The sequence below is a fragment of the Streptomyces sp. NRRL WC-3742 genome (assembly GCF_000720635.1).
In the GTDB taxonomy this organism is placed as follows: domain Bacteria; phylum Actinomycetota; class Actinomycetes; order Streptomycetales; family Streptomycetaceae; genus Kitasatospora.
This window is the reverse complement of record NZ_JOCF01000032.1, coordinates 42,147-59,433: the sequence shown is the minus strand read 5'-3', so window position 1 is coordinate 59,433 and position 17,287 is coordinate 42,147. Positions and strand designations below refer to the sequence as shown.

Genomic DNA, 17,287 nt, shown 5'->3' with positions numbered 1-17,287 from the left:
ACCAGCACAGATGAACTGTCCGCAGTGGTGGGCTACGGCACCGTAGGGTTGCCGTTGTGGCTGCTTCCGGACCTCTCACCGCCAACTCCCTGACCGCGCTCGCCGGGGAGCTGGGCGCGCTGGCGCCCTCCTGCGGGCCGGTGCGGCTGGTCGCGGTGGACGGGCACGCGGGCTCCGGCAAGACCACCTTCGCCGCCCGGCTGGCGGCCGCCCTCGGCGGCGCCCCGGTGGTGCACCTGGACGACCTGGCCACCCACGAGGAGCTCTTCGGCTGGACGCACCGGCTGCGGGAGCAGGTGATCGCGCCGCTGGCGGCGGGCCGGGAGGCGCGGCACGGGGTGTACGACTGGACGCTGCGCCGCTTCGCGGGCACGGCCGTGGTGCCGCCCGCCCCGGTGGTGCTGGTGGAGGGTGTCGGTGCCGGTCGGCGGGCGGTGCGGCCGTGGCTCGCCCGGGTGATCTGGATGGAGCTGGACGCCGCTTCGGCCCGTCGGCGCGGGGAGTTGAGGGACGGTCCGGAACTGGCCGACTTCTGGGCGGGCTGGGCGCGGGCCGAATCGGCACATTTCGCCGCCGACCCGAGCCGGCCGTACGCCGCGACGCGGGTCGACGGGGTGACCGGGCGGATCGCGCCGTGCACCGTCGGTGAACCTTCAACAACCCCTTGACCTGCGGCGTTGGCACGGCTTAGGTTCTCCACAGCCGCCGGGACTTCTGCTCCCGGCCGCGACGGACCCGGTGTCCCCGGCTTGTTCCCCCGTGAGCCGGGGGCACCGCTCCGCCCCCTTCCGAAATTCGCCCCCGCCCGGCCCGAACAGGCCCGCGGGCGGTCAACGACCGCCTCCGCGATCGCATTTGACCCCGCGAGACACCCTTCCGGATCAGCCCCGCCCCGGTACGATTCCGGGTAGGCGCGGATGCGCCCCGGGGGCACGACGACCACCGGCCCGGTTGTGCGCAGACCATCCGCCGGGCCGCGCCCCGGGCCACACGGCGGGGGGCGTGAGTGACGACGGTGGACAGTTCCGACAGCACGGCGGGCGGCCCGGACCGGCTCGCCGACCGCGCCTGGCAGCGTGCCATGGACGCCTACACGGCCGGTGCCTACGCCCGCGCCGAGGAGGAGTTCCGCGCCGCCGTCCGGCTCGACCCCGGCATGGCCGACGCCTGGCTCGGCCTGCACGCCCTGCGCAGCGACACCTCCGCCGCCCTGCTCGCCATGTACCGCAACCAGAACCGCTTCGGCGAGCAGCGGCGCCTGCACCGACGCCCCCTCAGCTCCTGGTACTGGCTGGGCTGGTGGGTGCAGCCGGTGCTGGAGGACGCCCGCGACCTCGCCCTGGCACACGCCTCGCACTGGCTGGACGGGCGCCATCTCGCCGAGCTGGACCGGGCGTTGGAGCAGTGCGCCCCCGCGAGCGAGGACCCCTCCGCGCAGTTCCTGTACGCCTGCCGCTCCTACCTGCTCAAGGACTGGGAGCAGCTGATCCGCGACACCGACCGGCTGCTGGACGACCCGATGCTCGGCATAGAGGCCGGCCTGTTCGCCGGAATGGCCCGGGTGCGCCTGGACATGTGCGCCCAGGCGCAGGTCCCGCTGGCCGCCTCCCTGGCCCGCTGCCGCTCCGAGCAGCCGCAGCGCAAGGAGCTGCGGTACTGGCTGGCGCGGGCGTACGAGGGCGCCGGGCGCAGCGCCGCCGCGCTGCCGCTGTACCGGGCGGTGCACCGGGCGGACCAGGCGTTCATGGACACGGCGGCCCGGCTGGAGGCCATCGCCGCCGAGGACGCCCTCGCGGACGGCCTGCTGAGCGGCATCCGGCCGGGCGAGGGCGGGGCGGCGGAGCCCGTCGGGTACCAGGACGAGACGCTCTTCGTGGAGGGGCCGGGCTTCGGCCTCTCCGAGCAGGCCCCGCTGCCGGACGGCGTGTTACTGAACGGCTCCCTGCTGAACGGCTACCCGCCGCAGGAGGGGGTGGCGGAGGCCGAGCCCGCCGAGGGTGCGACCGTCGAGGGTGTGACCGTCGAGGGCGGTGCCTCGCAGGCCGCCGGGGAGCGGACCGGCACCGCGCCGGTGCCCGGGCAGCCCGATCAGGCCGGTCAGCCCGGACAGCCCGGACAGGCGTCTCCCGCGCAGTTGCCCGTACGGGCGGTGGCCGAGCCCCGGGCCGAGGCCCTGGCCGCCGTCCAACCGGCCGGTGGTGAACGGGAGTTGGACGCCGCCCTGGCCGAGCTCGAGCTGATGGTGGGCCTGGAGCCGGTCAAGCGGCAGGTGCGGGCGCTGTCCGCGCAGCTGCGGATGTCGCGGCTGCGGGCCGAGCAGGGCCTGCCCGTCCAGCCGCCCAAGCGGCACTTCGTCTTCTCCGGCCCCTCCGGCACCGGCAAGACCACGGTGGCGCGGATACTCGGCCGGGTGTTCCACGCCCTGGGCCTGCTCTCCGGCGACCACCTGGTGGAGGCCCAACGGGCGGACCTGGTGGGCGAGTTCCTCGGCCAGACCGCCGTGAAGGCGAACGAGCTGATCGACTCGGCGCTGGACGGCGTGCTGTTCATCGACGAGGCGTACAGCCTCTCCAACTCCGGCTACACCAAGGGCGACGCGTACGGCGACGAGGCCCTCCAGGTGCTCCTCAAGCGCGCCGAGGACAACCGGGACCGGCTGGTGGTGATCCTCGCCGGCTACCCCGAGGGCATGAACCGGCTGCTGGCCACCAACCCTGGCCTCAACTCCCGCTTCACCACCCGGGTGGACTTCCCCAGCTACCGCCCCGGCGAGCTGACCGCGATCGGCGCGGCGCTGGCCGGCCGGGACGGCGACGGCTGGGACGAGGACGCGGCCGAGGAGCTGGCCAGCATCTGCACCCACGTGGTCCGCGAGGGCTGGATCGACGAGCTGGGCAACGGCCGGTTCATCCGCACCCTGTACGAGAAGTCCTGCGCCTACCGGGACCTGAGACTCTCGCTGCTGCGCGAGCCGCCGGGCCGCGAGGACCTCGCGACCCTGCGGCTGCCGGACCTGGTGCAGGCGTACGGGGAGCTGATCGACGGCCGCTCCTGAATCACGCCAGGAGTTCCGCCTCGCGCCGCGGGTCGAGCCCGACCGCCGGCCGGTCAGCGCGCTGCGGGGCCGTGCCGCCGATCGAGCGCAGCCAGGCCCAGGTGTCCTCGACCGTCTCGGCGACGGGCCGGCAGCGCAGCCCGGCAGCCTCGGCGCGGGCGACGGAGCCGGTGTGCAGGAAGTCGTACAGGTCGCCCGGGGCCAGCCAGATCGGCAGCTCCGTCCAGGGCGCGACCCCGGCGGCGAGGATCTTCTCCGGCGCCGTCCAGCGCAGCTCGGCGTCCGAGCCGGTGGCCCGCACGCAGGCGTCCAGCAGCTCGCCCATGGTGGCGTGCCCGGAGGGGCTCACCACGTTGTACGGGCCGCCGAGGCGGGCCTTCGTCGCGTCCAGGGTCCACCGGGCGAGGTCGCGGACGTCGATGTACTGCAGGGCCTGCTCGCGGGGGCCGGGGGCGAGCACGGGGCCGCCCCGGGCGATCCGGTCGAGCCACCAGGGCAGCCGGCCGATGTCCTCGTAGGGGCCGAGGATGAGCCCGGCGCGCACCAGCAGCGCCCGGCCGCCGTAGCGCGCCTCCAGGGCGAGTTCGGCGCCGCGCTTGGCCTCGGCGTAGGGCACCTCGCCGGTGAGGTCCGGGGAGGAGTCGACCACGGGTGCGCTCTCGTCGGCCCCGGCGCTCGTCGGGTAGTCGTACACCGACCGGCTGGAGATGTACGTGTAGTGGCCGACGCGGCCCTCCAGCGCCCGGGCGCTGTCGCGCACCGCGGCGGGGGCCCAGGACCAGGTGTCCACCACCGCGTCCCACTCCCCCGCCGCCAGCGCCGCGAGGCCGCCCTCGGCCGTACGGTCGCCGGTCAGCGCCCGCACGCCCTCGGGGGCGGGCCGGCTGCCGCGGTTGAGGGCCGTCACCTCCCAGCCCCTGGCCAACGCGTCCTCGGCGAGGGCCCGTCCGACGAAGTTCGTCCCACCCAGCAGCAGAAGTCTCATGCCGACCACCCTGCGACGAGGGTGGCCGGCATGGGAAGCGTTCGCTGCTGTCGGCAGAATCGCCGTCGGCGAACGTACGTGAACCTCAGGCGCGGTGGTCCGGGTCGTGCATCTCGCCGACCAGCTCCTCCAGGACGTCCTCCAGCATCACCGCGCCCAGCGTGCGGCCGTCCTGGTCGAGGACGGCGGCCAGGTGGCAGGTGGCCCTGCGCATCGCGCCGAGGGCGTCGTCCAGCGGGAGGCTGCCGCGCAGCACCGTGATCGGGCGCCACAGGCGGGCCGGGACGGGCGCCGACGGGTCGTCGACGTCGAGGATGTCCTTGAGGTGCAGGTACCCCAGGTAGCCGTGGCCCGCCGGGTCCCCGTCGGTGACCGGGAAGCGCGAGAAGCCGGTGCGCAGGGCGAGCTCCTCGACCTCGGCGGCCGTCACCTTGGTGTCCACGGTGACGAGCTGCTCGGGGCGCAGCAGGACGTCGGTGACCGGGCGGTGGCCCATCTCCAGGGCGTCCTCCAGGCGCTCCTGGCGGCCCTGGTCGAGCAGGCCCGCGTCCCGGGAGTCGACGAGCAGGTACATCAGCTGCTCGGTGGTGAACACCGACTCGACCTCGTCCTTGGCCTCCACCCGGAACATCCTGAGCACGGCGTTGGCCAGGCTGTTCAGCAGCCGGATCACCGGGGCGAGCCAGCGGGCCAGCCGGTCCAGCGGCGGGCCGAGCCAGAGCGCGGCCCGCTCGGGGCCGGCCATGGCCATGTTCTTCGGCACCATCTCGCCCATCACCATGTGCAGGAACACCACGACGGCGAGCGAGATGCCGTAGCTGAGCGGGTGCATCAGGCCGGAGGGGACGCCGATCGCGTGGAACGGGCCCTCCAGCAGGGAGGCGATGGTCGGCTCGGCGAGCGCGCCGAGGCCCAGCGAGCAGACGGTGATGCCCAGTTGGGCGGCGGCCAGCATCGCGGAGACGTTGGACAGGGCGTGCAGCACGGTGCGGGCGCGCTTGTTGCCCGCCTCGGCGAGCGGCTCGATCTGGCTGCGGCGCACCGAGACGACGGCGAACTCGGCGCCGACGAAGAAGGCGTTGCCGAGCAGGAGCAGCAGCGCGACCAGCAGTTGGAGGGCGGTCATCGGGAGCCGCCCCTGTCGTCGCCGAACAGCGTGGGCGCGGCGGTGCGTTCCACCCGGACCTCGCTGGTGCGGTGGCGGTCGACGCCGGTGACGGTGAGCCGCCAGCCGGGCAGTTCGGCCCGCTCGCCGACCTCGGGGAGCTTGCCGAGCAGGTCGGCGACCAGGCCGGCCAGCGTCTCGTACGGGCCGTCCGGGGCGTGCAGGCCGATGCGCTCCAGCTGGTCGAGCCGGGCGCGGCCGTCCGCCTGCCAGACCGGCAGGCCGTTGACGGCGGGCAGGGCGAGGAGGTCGGGGTGGTCGGCCGGGTCGTGCTCGTCCTGCACCTCGCCGACGATCTCCTCGACGATGTCCTCGACGGTGACGACGCCGGCGGTGCCGCCGTACTCGTCCACGACGATGGCCATCGGCTGGAGCTTGCGCAGCCGGTCGAGCAGCCGCTCGGCGGGCAGGGTCTCGGGCACCAGCAGCGGGGGCGCGGCCAGCTCGGCCACCCGGACCAGGCCGCGGCGGGCGGCCGGGACGGCGAGGGCGTCCTTGAGCGTGACGATGCCGGTGACCTCGTCCAGGCTGTCGGCGTACACCGGGAAGCGGGACAGGCCCGTGGCCCGGGTGAGGTTGATGACGTCGGAGGCGGTGGCGTCGCCCTGCAGGGCGGACACGTCGATGCGCGGGGTCATCACGGACTCGGCGGTGAGCTCGCCCAGGCCCAGGGTGCGGACGAACAGCCGCGCCGACTCCTCGTCTATGGCGCCGGCCTTCGCCGAGTGGCGGGCCAGGGCGACCAGCTCGTCCGGGGTGCGGGCGTGGTCCAGCTCCTCCTGCGGTTCGACACCGAAGGCGCGCACCGTCCGGTCGGCCACGCCGTTCAGGAAGCTGATCAGCGGGCGGCAGACGAGCGAGAAGGCCATGTGCGGGGCGGCGACCGCGCGGGCCACCTGGAGCGGGCGGGAGATCGCCCAGTTCTTCGGCACCAGCTCGCCGATCACCATCTGGACGACGGTGGCGAGCACCATGCCGACCACCACGGCGACGCCGCGCGCGGCCGCGTCGGGCACGCCGACGGCGGTCATGACGGGGCTCAGCAGGGTCGACAGGGCCGGCTCGGCGAGCATGCCGACCACCAGGGAGGTGACGGTGATGCCCAGCTGGGCGCCGGAGAGCTCGAACGAGAGGTGCCGCAGGGCCCTGGCCACGCGGCCGGACTTGGCGTCGCCGGCCGCGGCGGAACGGTCCACGGCCCCGCGCTCGACGGTCACGAAGGCGAACTCGGCGGCGACGAAGAGGCCGTTGGCGAGGATCAGCAGGACGGCCGCGAGCAACAGCAGCCAGGCGGTGATCACAGTGCCGCCTGCCTTCCGGTGGTGGGAAGTGAGGCGGCGCAGGTACTACCGGACGGATCGTCCATCGAGGGGGAGTGTCACTCCTCAGGTCATGTGCGGGCAGGTCGTTCGGGGGGCGGAAAGCTTTGCCCCGCTTTTACCAGCGTAGACGATATCCGGACATGGCTCGCAGGCCCGTTCGGGCCCGGGTTCGGTGGTCCGGGGTTGGTGGCCTGGCTTCAGTGGCCCGCGTGGTGGTCGACCAGGTCGCGCAGGGCGCGGGCGTCCGCGATGGCCTGGTTCCGGCCGACGCCGGGCTGGATGCCGACGGCGGCCAGCGAGGTGCCGTCCGCGAGGTCGAGGGTGGCCCACGGGTCGCCCTGGCGGAGATTGACCCGGACGATCTCGGCCCAGGCCAGGCGGCGGGTGCGGACGAAGTTGATCACCGTCACGCCGTCCGCGTCGGCGCTCACCCGGGGGCGGGCCAGCATCAGGCCCACGGCGGCGAACAGGACGCCGCTCATGACCATCATGATCCGGTCGTTGAGCTGCCAGCTCTCCGGGAGCAGCACGGCCAGCACCGCGAACAGCGCCACCAGCAGCGCGCAGACCGGCAGCAGCACGGCGCGGGTGCGGCGGGGCGCCCAGGTGACGGGGTACTGGACGGGCGGCGTGGACACGTTCGGTCTCCGGTGGTTCGGGTGGCGGCAGCGCAGGGGCGGGGACGCCGGCCGGCGTCCCCGCCCCTATTGAACCGTTCTTTACCTGTGGACCTCGCGGCAGGTCAGCGCTCGTGGCGGGTCGCCGCCCGTGGCGGGTCAGCGCTCGTGGCGGGTCAGCGCTCGTGGCGGGTCAGAGGCGGCAGGCGTGGATGTTGGTGACCAGGATCGCGCGGGCACCGATGCCCCACAGGTCGTCCATGATCTGCTGGGCCTCCTTGCGCAGCACCATCGAGCGGACGGCCACCCAGCCCTCGGTGTGCAGCGGGGAGACGGTCGGCGACTCCAGGCCCGGGGTGAGCGCCACGGCGGCGCCGACCTTCTCGGCCCGGATGTCGTAGTCCATCAGCACGTAGCGGCGGGCCACCAGGACGCCCTGGAGGCGGCGCAGGAACTGGTCCACGCCCGCGTCCTCGCCGGCGCCCTTGGGGCGGATCACCACGGCGTCGGAGATCAGGATCGGCTCGCCGAACACCTCCAGGCCCGCGTTGCGCAGGCTGGTGCCGGTCTCCACCACGTCGGCGATCACGTCGGCGACGCCGAGCTGCACCGCGGTCTCGACCGCGCCGTCCAGCTTGGTGACCGTCGCCTTCACGCCGTTGTCGGCGAGGTGCTGCTCGACCAGGCCCGTGTAGGAGGTCGCGATGCGCAGGCCCTCCAGGCCCTTGACGTCCTCGACCTGCACGCCCTCGGGGCGGGCGAAGCGGAAGGTCGATGCGGCGAAGCCGAGGGCGAGCACCTCCTCCGCGTTGGAGTGCGAGTCCAGGAGCAGGTCGCGGCCGGTGATGCCGACGTCGAGGCGGCCGGAGCCGACGTAGACGGCGATGTCGCGCGGGCGCAGGAAGAAGAACTCGACCTCGTTGTTCGGGTCGACCAGGACCAGTTCCTTCGGGTCCTTGCGCTGGCGGTAGCCGGCCTCATGGAGCATCTCCGCCGCGGGACCCGAGAGCGAACCCTTGTTGGGGACGGCGATGCGCAGCATGGGAGGTTGCTTCCTTACCTGTTGGGGAGGGAGTGCTACTGAGGGTCGGGCTTAGAGGTACTTGTAGACGTCGTCGAGCGTCAGCTTGCGGGCGATCATCATCACCTGAAGGTGGTAGAGGAGTTGCGAGATCTCCTCGGCCGTCTGCTCGTCGGACTGGAACTCGGCGGCCATCCAGACCTCGGCGGCCTCCTCGACGACCTTCTTGCCGATCGCATGGACGCCCTGCTGGACGAGCTGCGCGGTACGGGAGGACGAGGGGTCGCCGGTGGCGGCCTTCTGCTGGAGCTCGGCGAAGAGCTCCTCGAATGTCTTCGAAGCCATGATGGGACTCACCTTACGGCGTGCGGGCGGACGGGCGGTAAACGGTCCCGGACCGTGGACGGTCGGGTGGACGTCCACGGTCCGGGAAGGTTCCGGGAAGGCCCGGACCGGCCGGTGTCAGAGCGCGGCGCGCAGCACCGCGGCGGTGGCGACGGCGGCGGTGACGGCCTCGTGGCCCTTGTCCTCGGCGGAGCCCGGCAGGCCGGCCCGGTCGAGGGCCTGCTCCTCGTTGTCGCAGGTCAGCACGCCGAAGCCGACGGGGACGCCGGTGTCGACGCTGACCTGGGTGAGGCCGACGGTGGCCGCCTGGCAGACGTAGTCGAAGTGCGGGGTGCCGCCGCGGATCACCACGCCGAGGGCGACGACGGCGTCGTAGCCGCGCTCGGCGAGGCGCTTGGCGGCGACGGGCAGCTCGAAGGTGCCGGGCACGCGCAGCACGGTGGGCTCGGCGATGCCCAGCTCCTTGAGGGCGCGGTGGGCGCCGTCCAGCAGGCCGTTCATCACCTTGTCGTGCCACTGGGCGGCGATGACCGCGACCTTGAGGTCGGCGACGCCGTCGATGGTCAGCTCGGGGGCTCCGTGGCCGCTCATGCTCTGTTCCTACTTTCCGTACGTGGTGAGGTGGTTCAGGAGCCCAGGCCGGGCAGGTCGTGGCCCATCCGGTCGCGCTTGGTGCGCAGGTAGCGCAGGTTGTGCTCGCTCGGCGCGATCTCGACCGCCTCGCGCCCCTTGACCTTGAGGCCGTGGTCGGTGAGCGCGGTGAGCTTCTCCGGGTTGTTGGTGAGCAGGGTCAGCGAGCGGACCCCGAGGTCCACCAGCATCTGGGCGCCGATGCTGTAGTCGCGGGCGTCGGCGGGCAGGCCCAGCTCCAGGTTGGCGTCGACGGTGTCGCGCCCCTGCTCCTGGAGCTCGTACGCCCGCAGCTTGTGCATCAGGCCGATCCCCCGGCCCTCGTGGCCGCGCAGGTAGAGCACCACGCCCCGGCCGGCCTCGGCGACGCGCTCGAGCGAGGCGTCCAGCTGCGGGCCGCAGTCGCAGCGCAGCGAGCCGAAGACGTCGCCGGTCAGGCACTCGGAGTGGACGCGCACCAGCACGTCCTCGCCGTCCGGCAGCCGCCCGTCCGGGCCGAGGCCGCCCGCCACCAGGGCGAGGTGCTCGACGCCGTCGATGGTGCCCTGGTAGCCGACGGCGGTGAAGTCGCCGTACCGGGTGGGCAGGGAGGTGACGGCGGCCCGGTCCACGTGCAGCTCGGTGCGGCGGCGGTAGGCGATCAGGTCCGCGATGGAGATGATCGCGAGGCCGTGCTCCCGGGCGAAGACGACCAGCTCGGGCAGCCGCGCCATGGTGCCGTCGTCGTTGACCACCTCGACGCAGACGCCGGCCGGCGCCAGCCCGGCGAGGCGGGCCAGGTCGACGGTCGCCTCGGTGTGGCCGGGGCGGGCCAGCACGCCGCCCTCGACGGCGCGCAGCGGGAAGACGTGCCCGGGGCGGGTGAGGTCGCCGGGCTCGGTGCCGGGCGAGGAGAGCAGCCGTACGGTCCGGGCGCGGTCGGCGGCGGAGATGCCGGTGTCCACGCCCTCGCGGGCGTCCACGGAGACGGCGTAGGCGGTGCCCTTGCGGTCCTCGTTGACGGCCGTCATGGGCGGGAGCTTGAGGCGGTCCAGCTCGTCCCCGGTCATGGGGACGCAGATGACGCCGGAGCTGTAGCGGATGGTGAAGGCCATCAGCTCGGGGGTGGCGGCGGAGGCCGCGAAGATGAAGTCGCCCTCGTTCTCGCGGTTCTCGTCGTCGACCACGATCACGGCCCGCCCGAGGGCGATGTCGGCGATGGCGCGCTCGACCGGGTCGAGGACGATGTCGGCGAGGCCGTCGTCGCCGTCGGGGTGCGTCTGGTTCTCGGTCATGCCGTGACTCCCTGCGGGACGTTGGCGGCGGTGACTCGGGGCTCACGGGTGCTCATCCACCAGGAGCGCAGGCCGAGGATCACCAGGACGAAGTAGACGGAGTAGGTGAGGCCGGAGAAGGTGTAGCCGCTGTTGAAGGCGAAGGGGACGCCGACCACGTCGACGGCGATCCAGGCGAACCAGAACTCCAGCCAGCCGCGCGCCTGGGCGATCATCGCGGCCAGGGTGCCGACGAAGATGTAGGCGTCCGACCAGGGGCTCCAGGACAGGCTCGGGTACGAGGTGAAGAGCAGCGCCAGGGCGACGGTGGCGACGGCGGTGCCCCCGGCCAGGACGGCGCGCTCGGGCCAGGTGGCGAACCGTACGGCGATCGTGCCGGTGTCGCGGCGGCCGAGGCGCCACTGCCGCCAGCCCCAGACGGCCGTGGTGATGATGATCAGCTGCTTGCCGATCAGGCCGGGGACGTGGCCGCCGAGGTAGGCGGTGATCAGCACGGCGCCGGAGAGGAGCTGCACGGGCCAGCTCCACATCGAGCGGCGCCAGCCGAGGGCGAGGGCGCCGAAACCGAGCAGGTTGCCGATCATGTCGGCCCACTTCACGTGTTCGCCGAGGACGGTGAACGCCTCGCCGCTGAGCCAGCTCACTTGGTCTCCCCCGTCTCGGGCAGGTTCGGCAGGTTCGGGAGGGTGGGGAGCGTGCGGGCCTCGAGGAGGCGCTCCACGTACTTGGCGAGGACGTCCACCTCCAGGTTGACGCTCTCGCCGACGGTCTTCGCGCCGAGCGTGGTCAGGGCGAGGGTGGCCGGGATGAGGCTGACGGTGAAGCTGTCGAGGGCCGCCTCCACCACGGTGAGGCTGACGCCGTCGACCGTGATCGAGCCCTTCTCCACCAGGTAGCGGGAGACGGTGGCGGGCAGCGAGAAGCGCAGCACCTCCCAGCGCAGGTCGCCGTTGGCGTCGCGCTCGCCGGGCTCCCGGCTCAACAGCCGTCCGGTGGCGTCGACATGACCCTGCACCAGGTGTCCGCCGAGCCGGGCGCCGAGCGCCATGGCGCGCTCGAGGTTGACCGGCGAGCCGGGCTTCAACTCGCCCAGGCTGGAACGGTGGAGGGTCTCGGCCATCACGTCGGCGCTGAACTCGCCGGTGCCGGCGGCCAGTTCGTCCGGGGTGTCGACGACGGTCAGGCAGACGCCGTTGACCGCGATGGAGGCGCCGTGGCTCGCATCGGCACAGACCACCGGGCCGCGCAGGCGGATTCGCGAGGAGTCGCCGATCTCCTCGATCGACACGACCTCGCCGAGCTCTTCGATGATGCCGGTGAACACCCGGGTCTCCTCGCGCTTGGGGCGCGGACTCCGGGGCGGCAGAGGGAGATGACACGGACGGGCACCGGTGCGCGGGCCCCCTGGCCGTACCCCTGGTCGGGGGTGCGGTGTTTGAGGCCGCCAGGGGATCGCTCTCCCGGCCGGGAGCACTGGCTCCCGTCACTCACCTGCCCGTGGTTCTGCTCGTTCGCTCTGCGACCGCATGCGATCGCGACCGACCTCGTGGAACCACGGATACTGCTCTTCGTCCGCCCGCGCACGCCTCCCATCCGGACTTTAACCGTCGGTCCAGGAATTTCACCTGGTCAACCGGCCGCTGGCTGCGGACGGGTCGCGGACTGTAACCGCCGGTTCGGATTTTCACCGACCCCGGAGTGCGCTGAACGTCACTGCTGTTGCCCGTCATTGTGCCACGCGGCGCGAGGGCTCAGGGAGGGCCCCGGGGTGTGGGCTGTTTCACGCGGGGGGCGGGAATGCGCGACCCCTCCGGGGCGGGCCCTCCGGAGGGGGGCGAGCTGCGACCGCCCGGCGTGAGCCGAAGGACACGGCTCAGGCGGCGGCGGGCAGAGCGGTGGTGGTGAAGTGGGTCACCTCCGGCGGGTGCGCGAGGTAGGTCATCTCCCCCTCCGACCAGACCGGCCGGATCCGCCACATCGGCCCGGCGTAGCCGCGCAGGGCCTCCTCGTCGCGCCAGCGGCTGAGCACGAGCACCCGCTGCCCGTCCTCGGCCACCGAGCGCAGCAGTTCGCCGCCGAGGCAGCCGTCCGTCTGCCCGAGCTGCGGGATCACCTGGGCCACCAGGTGCGCGCAGAACTCCTCCAGGCGACCGGCGACGACCTGCCCGGCCCAGATCCTGACGATCACGACCACCACCTCCCGTGGAGTCCCTGGCCCCATTATCGGCGCGAAACCGCTGGTGGGGGTGGGTCCGGCGGGATTTTTACGCAGAGGTGCCCCGCGCTTGGCCCCGCCGGCGGGGGTGGGTGACTCCGGGTGCCCGTCAGGGGTGCCCGTCAGGGGTGCCCGTCAGGCCGCCTTGGGCATGTCCACCACCGAGGCGTCGACGGCCGCCCGCTGGACCGCCTCGACGCCCTTGTGGGCGGCGTCCTTGCTCGAGTAGCCCTGGCCGGTGGCGACGATCTCGCCGTTGCCCGCCTTGAGCCGGAACCGGTACTTGCCTGCGGAGTCCTCGTAGACCTCGAACTTGCCCGCCATCGGGCCACCTCCTCGGTTCTGCGGTGGGGGTGTGTCTCCCCCGGGAACACGGTGCGCACGGCGGCGGGCCGGGCGCATCCGGGCGCCGCCCGTCCGGGTGAGATCCGGGCGGCCGGGGTTTGCGGGGGTGCCGGGGCCGGGTGCCGGTGGTTTCAATGGACGGATGGACTGCGTGTTCTGTGCGGTGGTGGCGGGCACCGAGCCCGCGCACCGGGTGCTGGAGGAGGAGGCGGCCGTCGCCTTCCTGGACCGCCGGCCGCTGTTCCCGGGCCACGCCCTGGTCGTCCCGCGCACCCACCACCGCACCCTGGCCGACCTGCCGGCCGCCGAGGTGGGCCCGTTCTTCCTGTGCGTGCAGCGTGTCGCGGCGGCCGTGGAGGAGGCGCTCGGCGCGGCGGGCAGCTTCGTCGCGGCGAACAACCGGATCAGCCAGTCCGTACCGCACCTGCACGTCCATGTGGTGCCGCGCAATCCCAAGGACGGGCTGCGCGGGTTCTTCTGGCCGCGCCGGACGTACCCCGACGAGGCGGAGGCGGCGGCGGTCGCGGCCCGGCTGCGGGAGGCGCTGCGGCGGACCGGCTGACGGGCGTGCGGCCCGGCTGCGGGAGGCGCTGCGGCGGACCGGCTGACATCCACGCGGACCTCGCCCTTTAGGCTCGCGCGCATGGATGAACTCGCCGACCTGGTGCAGGGGACCGCTGACCGGCTCGCACAGCAGAACGCCGGCGCGGTGGTCGCCGGGATCTCCGGCGGGCAGGTGCAGGTCCGGGGCACCGGGCGGGCCGGGCCGGGCGGCGAAGCGCCGGGCCCGCAGACGGAGTTCGGGATCGGGGCCGTCTCCAAGGTGTTCACCTCGCTGCTGCTCGCCCGGCTCGTCCTCGACGGCACGGTGTGCCTGGACGAGCCGCTCGCCGAGGTGCTGGACGGCGAGGTCGCGGTGCCCAGCCGGCGCGGACAGCCCGTCACCCTGCGGCAGTTGGCCACCCACTCCTCGGGCCTGCCCCGGGACTTCCTGCACTGGCGCGGCTCCTCGTGCGTGCTGGAGCGGCTCGGCCGAACGCGGCTGCGGTCCGTGCCCGGGCGGGGTTTCCGCTACTCGGGCCTCGGCGCCGGGCTCCTCGGCCTCGCGCTCGCCCACCGGGCGGGCACCGGGTACGGGGAGGTGCTGGCGCGCGAGGTGTGCGGGCCGCTGGGGCTCACCGGCACGGGCGTACGGGACGGCGGCGGGCGCGGCTCCCGGCTGCGACCCGTCGTGCTGCCCGGCGCGGGGGGCGTGCACTCGACCGCCGCCGACCTCGTCGTCCTCCTCCAGGCCCAGCTGGCCGCCGAGCACACCCCGGACGGCCCCCTCGCCCCCGCGATCACCCTCACCCGGGAGACCCGCCACCGCGTCAACCGGTTCGCCTGGACGCACCTCGGCTGGCTCGCCCACCGCCTCCACCACCAGCAGGGCGGCCACCTCCAGATCTGGCACCACGGCGGCGCCCCCGGCTCCCGCGCCTTCGTCGCCTTCGACCCGGCCACGTCCGTGGGCGTCGTCGCCCTCACCACCCACCGCCAGCCCGACACCGCCGCCACCGCCCTCCTGCGCCGCCTCCAGACGCACCCGGCCTGAGGCCGCCGCCCTACGGGAGGGGTGCTGCCATGAGGAGTGCCGCTGCGAGGAGTGCCGCCTTCGAGAGGGTTGGATTTTCGAACTCACCGGTCCTATAGTGAGTTCGCTTTTCCAACCCACCCTCACAGGAAAGGCGGCCCGCCATGCGCGACGCCGTGATCGTCGAAGCCGTCCGCACGCCGATCGGCAAGGGCAAGCCGGGAGGCGCGCTCTCCTCCGTCCACCCGGTGGAGCTGCTCGGCCGCACCCTCCGGGCGCTGGTCGACCGCAGCCGCATCGACCCGGCCCTGGTCGACGACGTGATCGCCGGCTGCGTCGACCAGGTCGCCGAGCAGGCCATGAACACCGCCCGCTACGCCTGGCTGTCGGCCGGGCTGCCCGAGTCCGTCCCGGCGACCACCGTCGACCGGCAGTGCGGCTCCTCCCAGCAGGCCGTCCACTTCGCCGCGCAGGGCGTGATGTCCGGCGCGTACGACGTGGTGGTGGCCTGCGGGATCGAGTCGATGAGCCGGGTGCCGATGTGGTCCAACGTGCCGGCGGGCGCGGACCCGTTCGGCGAGTCCGTCGCCGCGCGCTACCCGGGCGGGCTCGTGCCGCAGGGCGTCAGCGCCGAACTGATCGCCGCCAAGTGGTCGATCTCCCGGGAGGCGATGGACGAGTTCGCGACCGGCTCGCACGCCAAGGCGGCCCGGGCGCACGCGCAGGGCCGGTTCGCGGACGAGCTGGTCCCGGTGGCCACCCCCGGCGGGCTGGTGACCATGGACGAGTCGGTGCGCCCGGCCACCACACCCGAGGTGCTCGCGGGACTGCGCCCCTCCTTCGCCGACCCGGCGTTCGCGGAGCGCTTCCCGCAGATCGACTGGTCGGTGACGGCCGGGAACAGCAGCCCCGTCAACGACGGCGCCTCCGCCCTGCTGATCACCAGCAGCGAGACGGCCGCGAAGCTCGGGCTGCGCCCGCTGGCACGGCTGCACTCCTTCGCCGTCACCGGCTCGGACCCGCTGCTGATGCTCACCGGGGTGATGCCCGCCACCGAGAAGGTGCTGCGCCGCTCGGGGCTCTCGCTCGCCGACATCGACCTGTTCGAGATCAACGAGGCGTTCGCCAGCGTCGTCCTGGCCTGGCTCCAGGAGACCGGCGCCGACCCCGCCCGACTCAACGTCAACGGGGGCGCCATCGCCCTCGGCCACCCGCTGGGCGCCAGCGGCGCCCGGCTGATGACCACGCTCGTCCACGAACTGCGGCGCCGGGGCGGGCGGTTCGCGCTGCAGGCCATGTGCGAGGCAGGTGGCCTGGCCAACGCGACGATCCTGGAGGCGCTGGACTGATCGCCGCCGCTTTCCCCTAGGGGCGGCCGGCGGCGCCCCGCAGGGGGCCGGTACTCCTCTGAGCTGACGTCAACTTCCGTGCGGGAAACCTAACGTCGACCGCATGAGCCGACTTCGCACCACCGCCGCTGCGGCAGCCCTGCTGCTCGCGCTCCCTCTGTCCGTGGTCGCCGCCTCGCCCGCCCTGGCCGCGCCGACGGCGCCGGACACCGCCGCGTCCGCCGCCCCGTCCGCCACCCCGTCCGCCACCACGGCCCCGGCCTCCGCCCTGGTCGAACTCCCGCGCCCGACCGGGCCGTTCGCCGTCGGCCAGGAGATCCTGCACCTGGTCGACAACGACCGGCCGGACCCGTGGGTCCCGTCCTCCGGTCCGCGTCAGCTGATGGTGTCGATGTACTACCCCGCGCACGCCGGCACGGGCACCCCGGCCCCGTACATGACCCCCGGGGCCGCCCGCGCCCTGCTGGACGTCAAGGTGCCCGGCAACCACATCCCGACCGAGGCCGTCACCGGCACCCGGACGTGGTCGGAGACCGGCGCGCGCCCCTTCGGCGGGCACTACCCGCTCGTGGTCCTCTCCCCCGGCTTCACCGCACCCCGCACCGAGATCTCCAGCCTGGCCGAGGAGTTGACCAGCCACGGGTACGTCGTCGCGCTGGTCGACCACACCTACGAGAACACCGGGACCACCTTCCCGGACGGGCGGACGCTCCCCTGCGTCGTGTGCGGCACGTTCAGGACCGAGGAGGCGTGGAAGGCCCTGGACGCGAGCCGGGCGACGGACGTCTCCTTCGTCGTCGACCAGCTCACCGACCGCCCCCACCCCGCGTGGCAGTACGCCCGCCTCATCGACCGCGACCGCATCGGCATGGCCGGGCACTCGGCGGGCGGCGCGGCCATCGTCCCGGCCCTGCTCAACGACGACCGCATCCAGGCCGGGGTGAACCTGGACGGGACCTTCGACTACCGGGTGCCCGACACCGGCATCGGCGGCAAGCCGGTCCTGATGATCTCCCACGGGCAGAAGGACGGCAGCGAGGACGACAGCTGGAAGGACGGCTGGACCAAGCTCGACGGCTGGAAGCGCTGGCTGATCTTCGACGGCGCCAACCACGGCAGCTTCACCGACCTGCCGCTCTTCATGGAGAAGCTCGGCCTCCCGCAGGGCCCGGACACCACCATGACCGCCCGTCGCGGGGTGGACCTCACCCGGCAGTACGTGGTGGCCTTCTTCGACCAGCAGTTGAAGGGGGTGGACCAGCCCCTGCTGGACGGGCCGAGCGCCGCCGACCCGGAGGTGCGGTTCCACTCCTGATCCACTCCTGATCCACTCCTGATCCACTCCCGATCGACCGGATTCGCCGGACGGCGGAGCCCTCTGCGGCTCCGCC

The 17,287-nt window shown here is 73.5% G+C and carries 18 protein-coding genes and 1 riboswitch; of the genes, 6 read left to right on the top strand and 12 right to left on the bottom strand.

What is annotated here, in order from left to right:
• Positions 1-56: 56 nt before the first annotated feature.
• Positions 57-668, top strand: a complete 612-nt coding sequence (locus IH61_RS0119155; RefSeq protein ID WP_051837436.1) for an AAA family ATPase — start codon at positions 57-59, stop codon at positions 666-668.
• 413 nt (positions 669-1,081) lie between these two features.
• Positions 1,082-3,055, top strand: a complete 1,974-nt coding sequence (locus IH61_RS0119150) for an AAA family ATPase (RefSeq protein WP_051837444.1) — start codon at positions 1,082-1,084, stop codon at positions 3,053-3,055.
• Between the two features lies 1 nt (position 3,056).
• Here the strand turns inward: IH61_RS0119150 and IH61_RS0119145 are convergent, their stop codons facing one another.
• The 12 genes from IH61_RS0119145 to IH61_RS0119090 form a co-directional block, all read right to left on the bottom strand.
• Entirely contained in the window at positions 3,057-4,040 is a 984-nt protein-coding gene (locus IH61_RS0119145) for an NAD-dependent epimerase/dehydratase family protein (RefSeq protein WP_031071331.1), read from the bottom strand.
• 85 nt (positions 4,041-4,125) lie between these two features.
• Positions 4,126-5,166, bottom strand: a complete 1,041-nt coding sequence (locus IH61_RS0119140; protein ID WP_031071329.1) for a hemolysin family protein — start codon at positions 5,164-5,166, stop codon at positions 4,126-4,128.
• Positions 5,163-6,506 (bottom strand): hemolysin family protein, encoded by a 1,344-nt coding sequence (locus IH61_RS0119135; protein ID WP_199823351.1) that lies wholly within the window; start codon positions 6,504-6,506, stop codon positions 5,163-5,165. The genes IH61_RS0119140 and IH61_RS0119135 overlap by 4 nt, the downstream gene beginning before the upstream one ends.
• Before the next feature lie 218 nt (positions 6,507-6,724).
• The gene (locus IH61_RS0119130; RefSeq protein WP_031071325.1) at positions 6,725-7,165 is read right to left on the bottom strand and encodes a PH domain-containing protein; all 441 of its coding nucleotides are present in this window, start codon (positions 7,163-7,165) and stop codon (positions 6,725-6,727) included.
• A gap of 172 nt (positions 7,166-7,337) precedes the next feature.
• Positions 7,338-8,186, bottom strand: coding sequence for an ATP phosphoribosyltransferase (gene hisG / locus IH61_RS0119125; protein WP_031071322.1), 849 nt, complete (start codon positions 8,184-8,186; stop codon positions 7,338-7,340).
• Between the two features lie 51 nt (positions 8,187-8,237).
• Positions 8,238-8,510 (bottom strand): phosphoribosyl-ATP diphosphatase, encoded by a 273-nt coding sequence (locus IH61_RS0119120; RefSeq protein WP_031071320.1) that lies wholly within the window; start codon positions 8,508-8,510, stop codon positions 8,238-8,240.
• 117 nt (positions 8,511-8,627) lie between these two features.
• The gene (ribH, locus tag IH61_RS0119115) at positions 8,628-9,101 is read right to left on the bottom strand and encodes a 6,7-dimethyl-8-ribityllumazine synthase (RefSeq protein ID WP_031071318.1); all 474 of its coding nucleotides are present in this window, start codon (positions 9,099-9,101) and stop codon (positions 8,628-8,630) included.
• Positions 9,102-9,136: 35 nt separating this feature from the next.
• Entirely contained in the window at positions 9,137-10,414 is a 1,278-nt protein-coding gene (locus IH61_RS0119110; RefSeq protein ID WP_051837434.1) for a bifunctional 3,4-dihydroxy-2-butanone-4-phosphate synthase/GTP cyclohydrolase II, read from the bottom strand.
• Positions 10,411-11,058 (bottom strand): nicotinamide mononucleotide transporter family protein, encoded by a 648-nt coding sequence (locus IH61_RS0119105; RefSeq protein WP_031071314.1) that lies wholly within the window; start codon positions 11,056-11,058, stop codon positions 10,411-10,413. Before IH61_RS0119105 ends, IH61_RS0119110 begins: the two co-directional genes overlap by 4 nt.
• Complete coding sequence (locus IH61_RS0119100; protein WP_051837432.1) at positions 11,055-11,738, bottom strand: riboflavin synthase; 684 nt, start codon at positions 11,736-11,738, stop codon at positions 11,055-11,057. Before IH61_RS0119100 ends, IH61_RS0119105 begins: the two co-directional genes overlap by 4 nt.
• 253 nt (positions 11,739-11,991) lie before the next feature.
• Positions 11,992-12,119, bottom strand: a riboswitch (FMN riboswitch).
• Positions 12,120-12,287: 168 nt separating this feature from the next.
• On the bottom strand, positions 12,288-12,602 hold the full coding sequence (locus IH61_RS0119095; RefSeq protein WP_158845086.1) for an antibiotic biosynthesis monooxygenase family protein: 315 nt from the start codon (positions 12,600-12,602) through the stop codon (positions 12,288-12,290).
• A 162-nt stretch (positions 12,603-12,764) separates the two neighbouring features.
• Positions 12,765-12,953, bottom strand: coding sequence for a YegP family protein (locus IH61_RS0119090; protein WP_031071307.1), 189 nt, complete (start codon positions 12,951-12,953; stop codon positions 12,765-12,767).
• A 163-nt stretch (positions 12,954-13,116) separates the two neighbouring features.
• On the opposite strand from IH61_RS0119090, the gene IH61_RS0119085 reads away from it, so the two are divergent.
• The 4 genes from IH61_RS0119085 to IH61_RS0119070 all read left to right on the top strand — a co-directional run bounded on the left by IH61_RS0119085 (position 13,117) and on the right by IH61_RS0119070 (position 17,211).
• Positions 13,117-13,536 (top strand): HIT family protein, encoded by a 420-nt coding sequence (locus IH61_RS0119085; protein ID WP_031071305.1) that lies wholly within the window; start codon positions 13,117-13,119, stop codon positions 13,534-13,536.
• Between the two features lie 81 nt (positions 13,537-13,617).
• On the top strand, positions 13,618-14,568 hold the full coding sequence (locus IH61_RS0119080) for a serine hydrolase domain-containing protein (protein ID WP_051837428.1): 951 nt from the start codon (positions 13,618-13,620) through the stop codon (positions 14,566-14,568).
• A gap of 143 nt (positions 14,569-14,711) precedes the next feature.
• The gene (locus tag IH61_RS0119075) at positions 14,712-15,896 is read left to right on the top strand and encodes a thiolase family protein (protein WP_031071302.1); all 1,185 of its coding nucleotides are present in this window, start codon (positions 14,712-14,714) and stop codon (positions 15,894-15,896) included.
• 103 nt (positions 15,897-15,999) lie between these two features.
• Positions 16,000-17,211 carry an alpha/beta hydrolase family protein gene (locus IH61_RS0119070; protein ID WP_031071300.1) on the top strand — a complete coding sequence of 404 codons (1,212 nt, stop codon included), beginning with the start codon at positions 16,000-16,002 and terminating at the stop codon, positions 17,209-17,211.
• Positions 17,212-17,287: the final 76 nt, after the last annotated feature.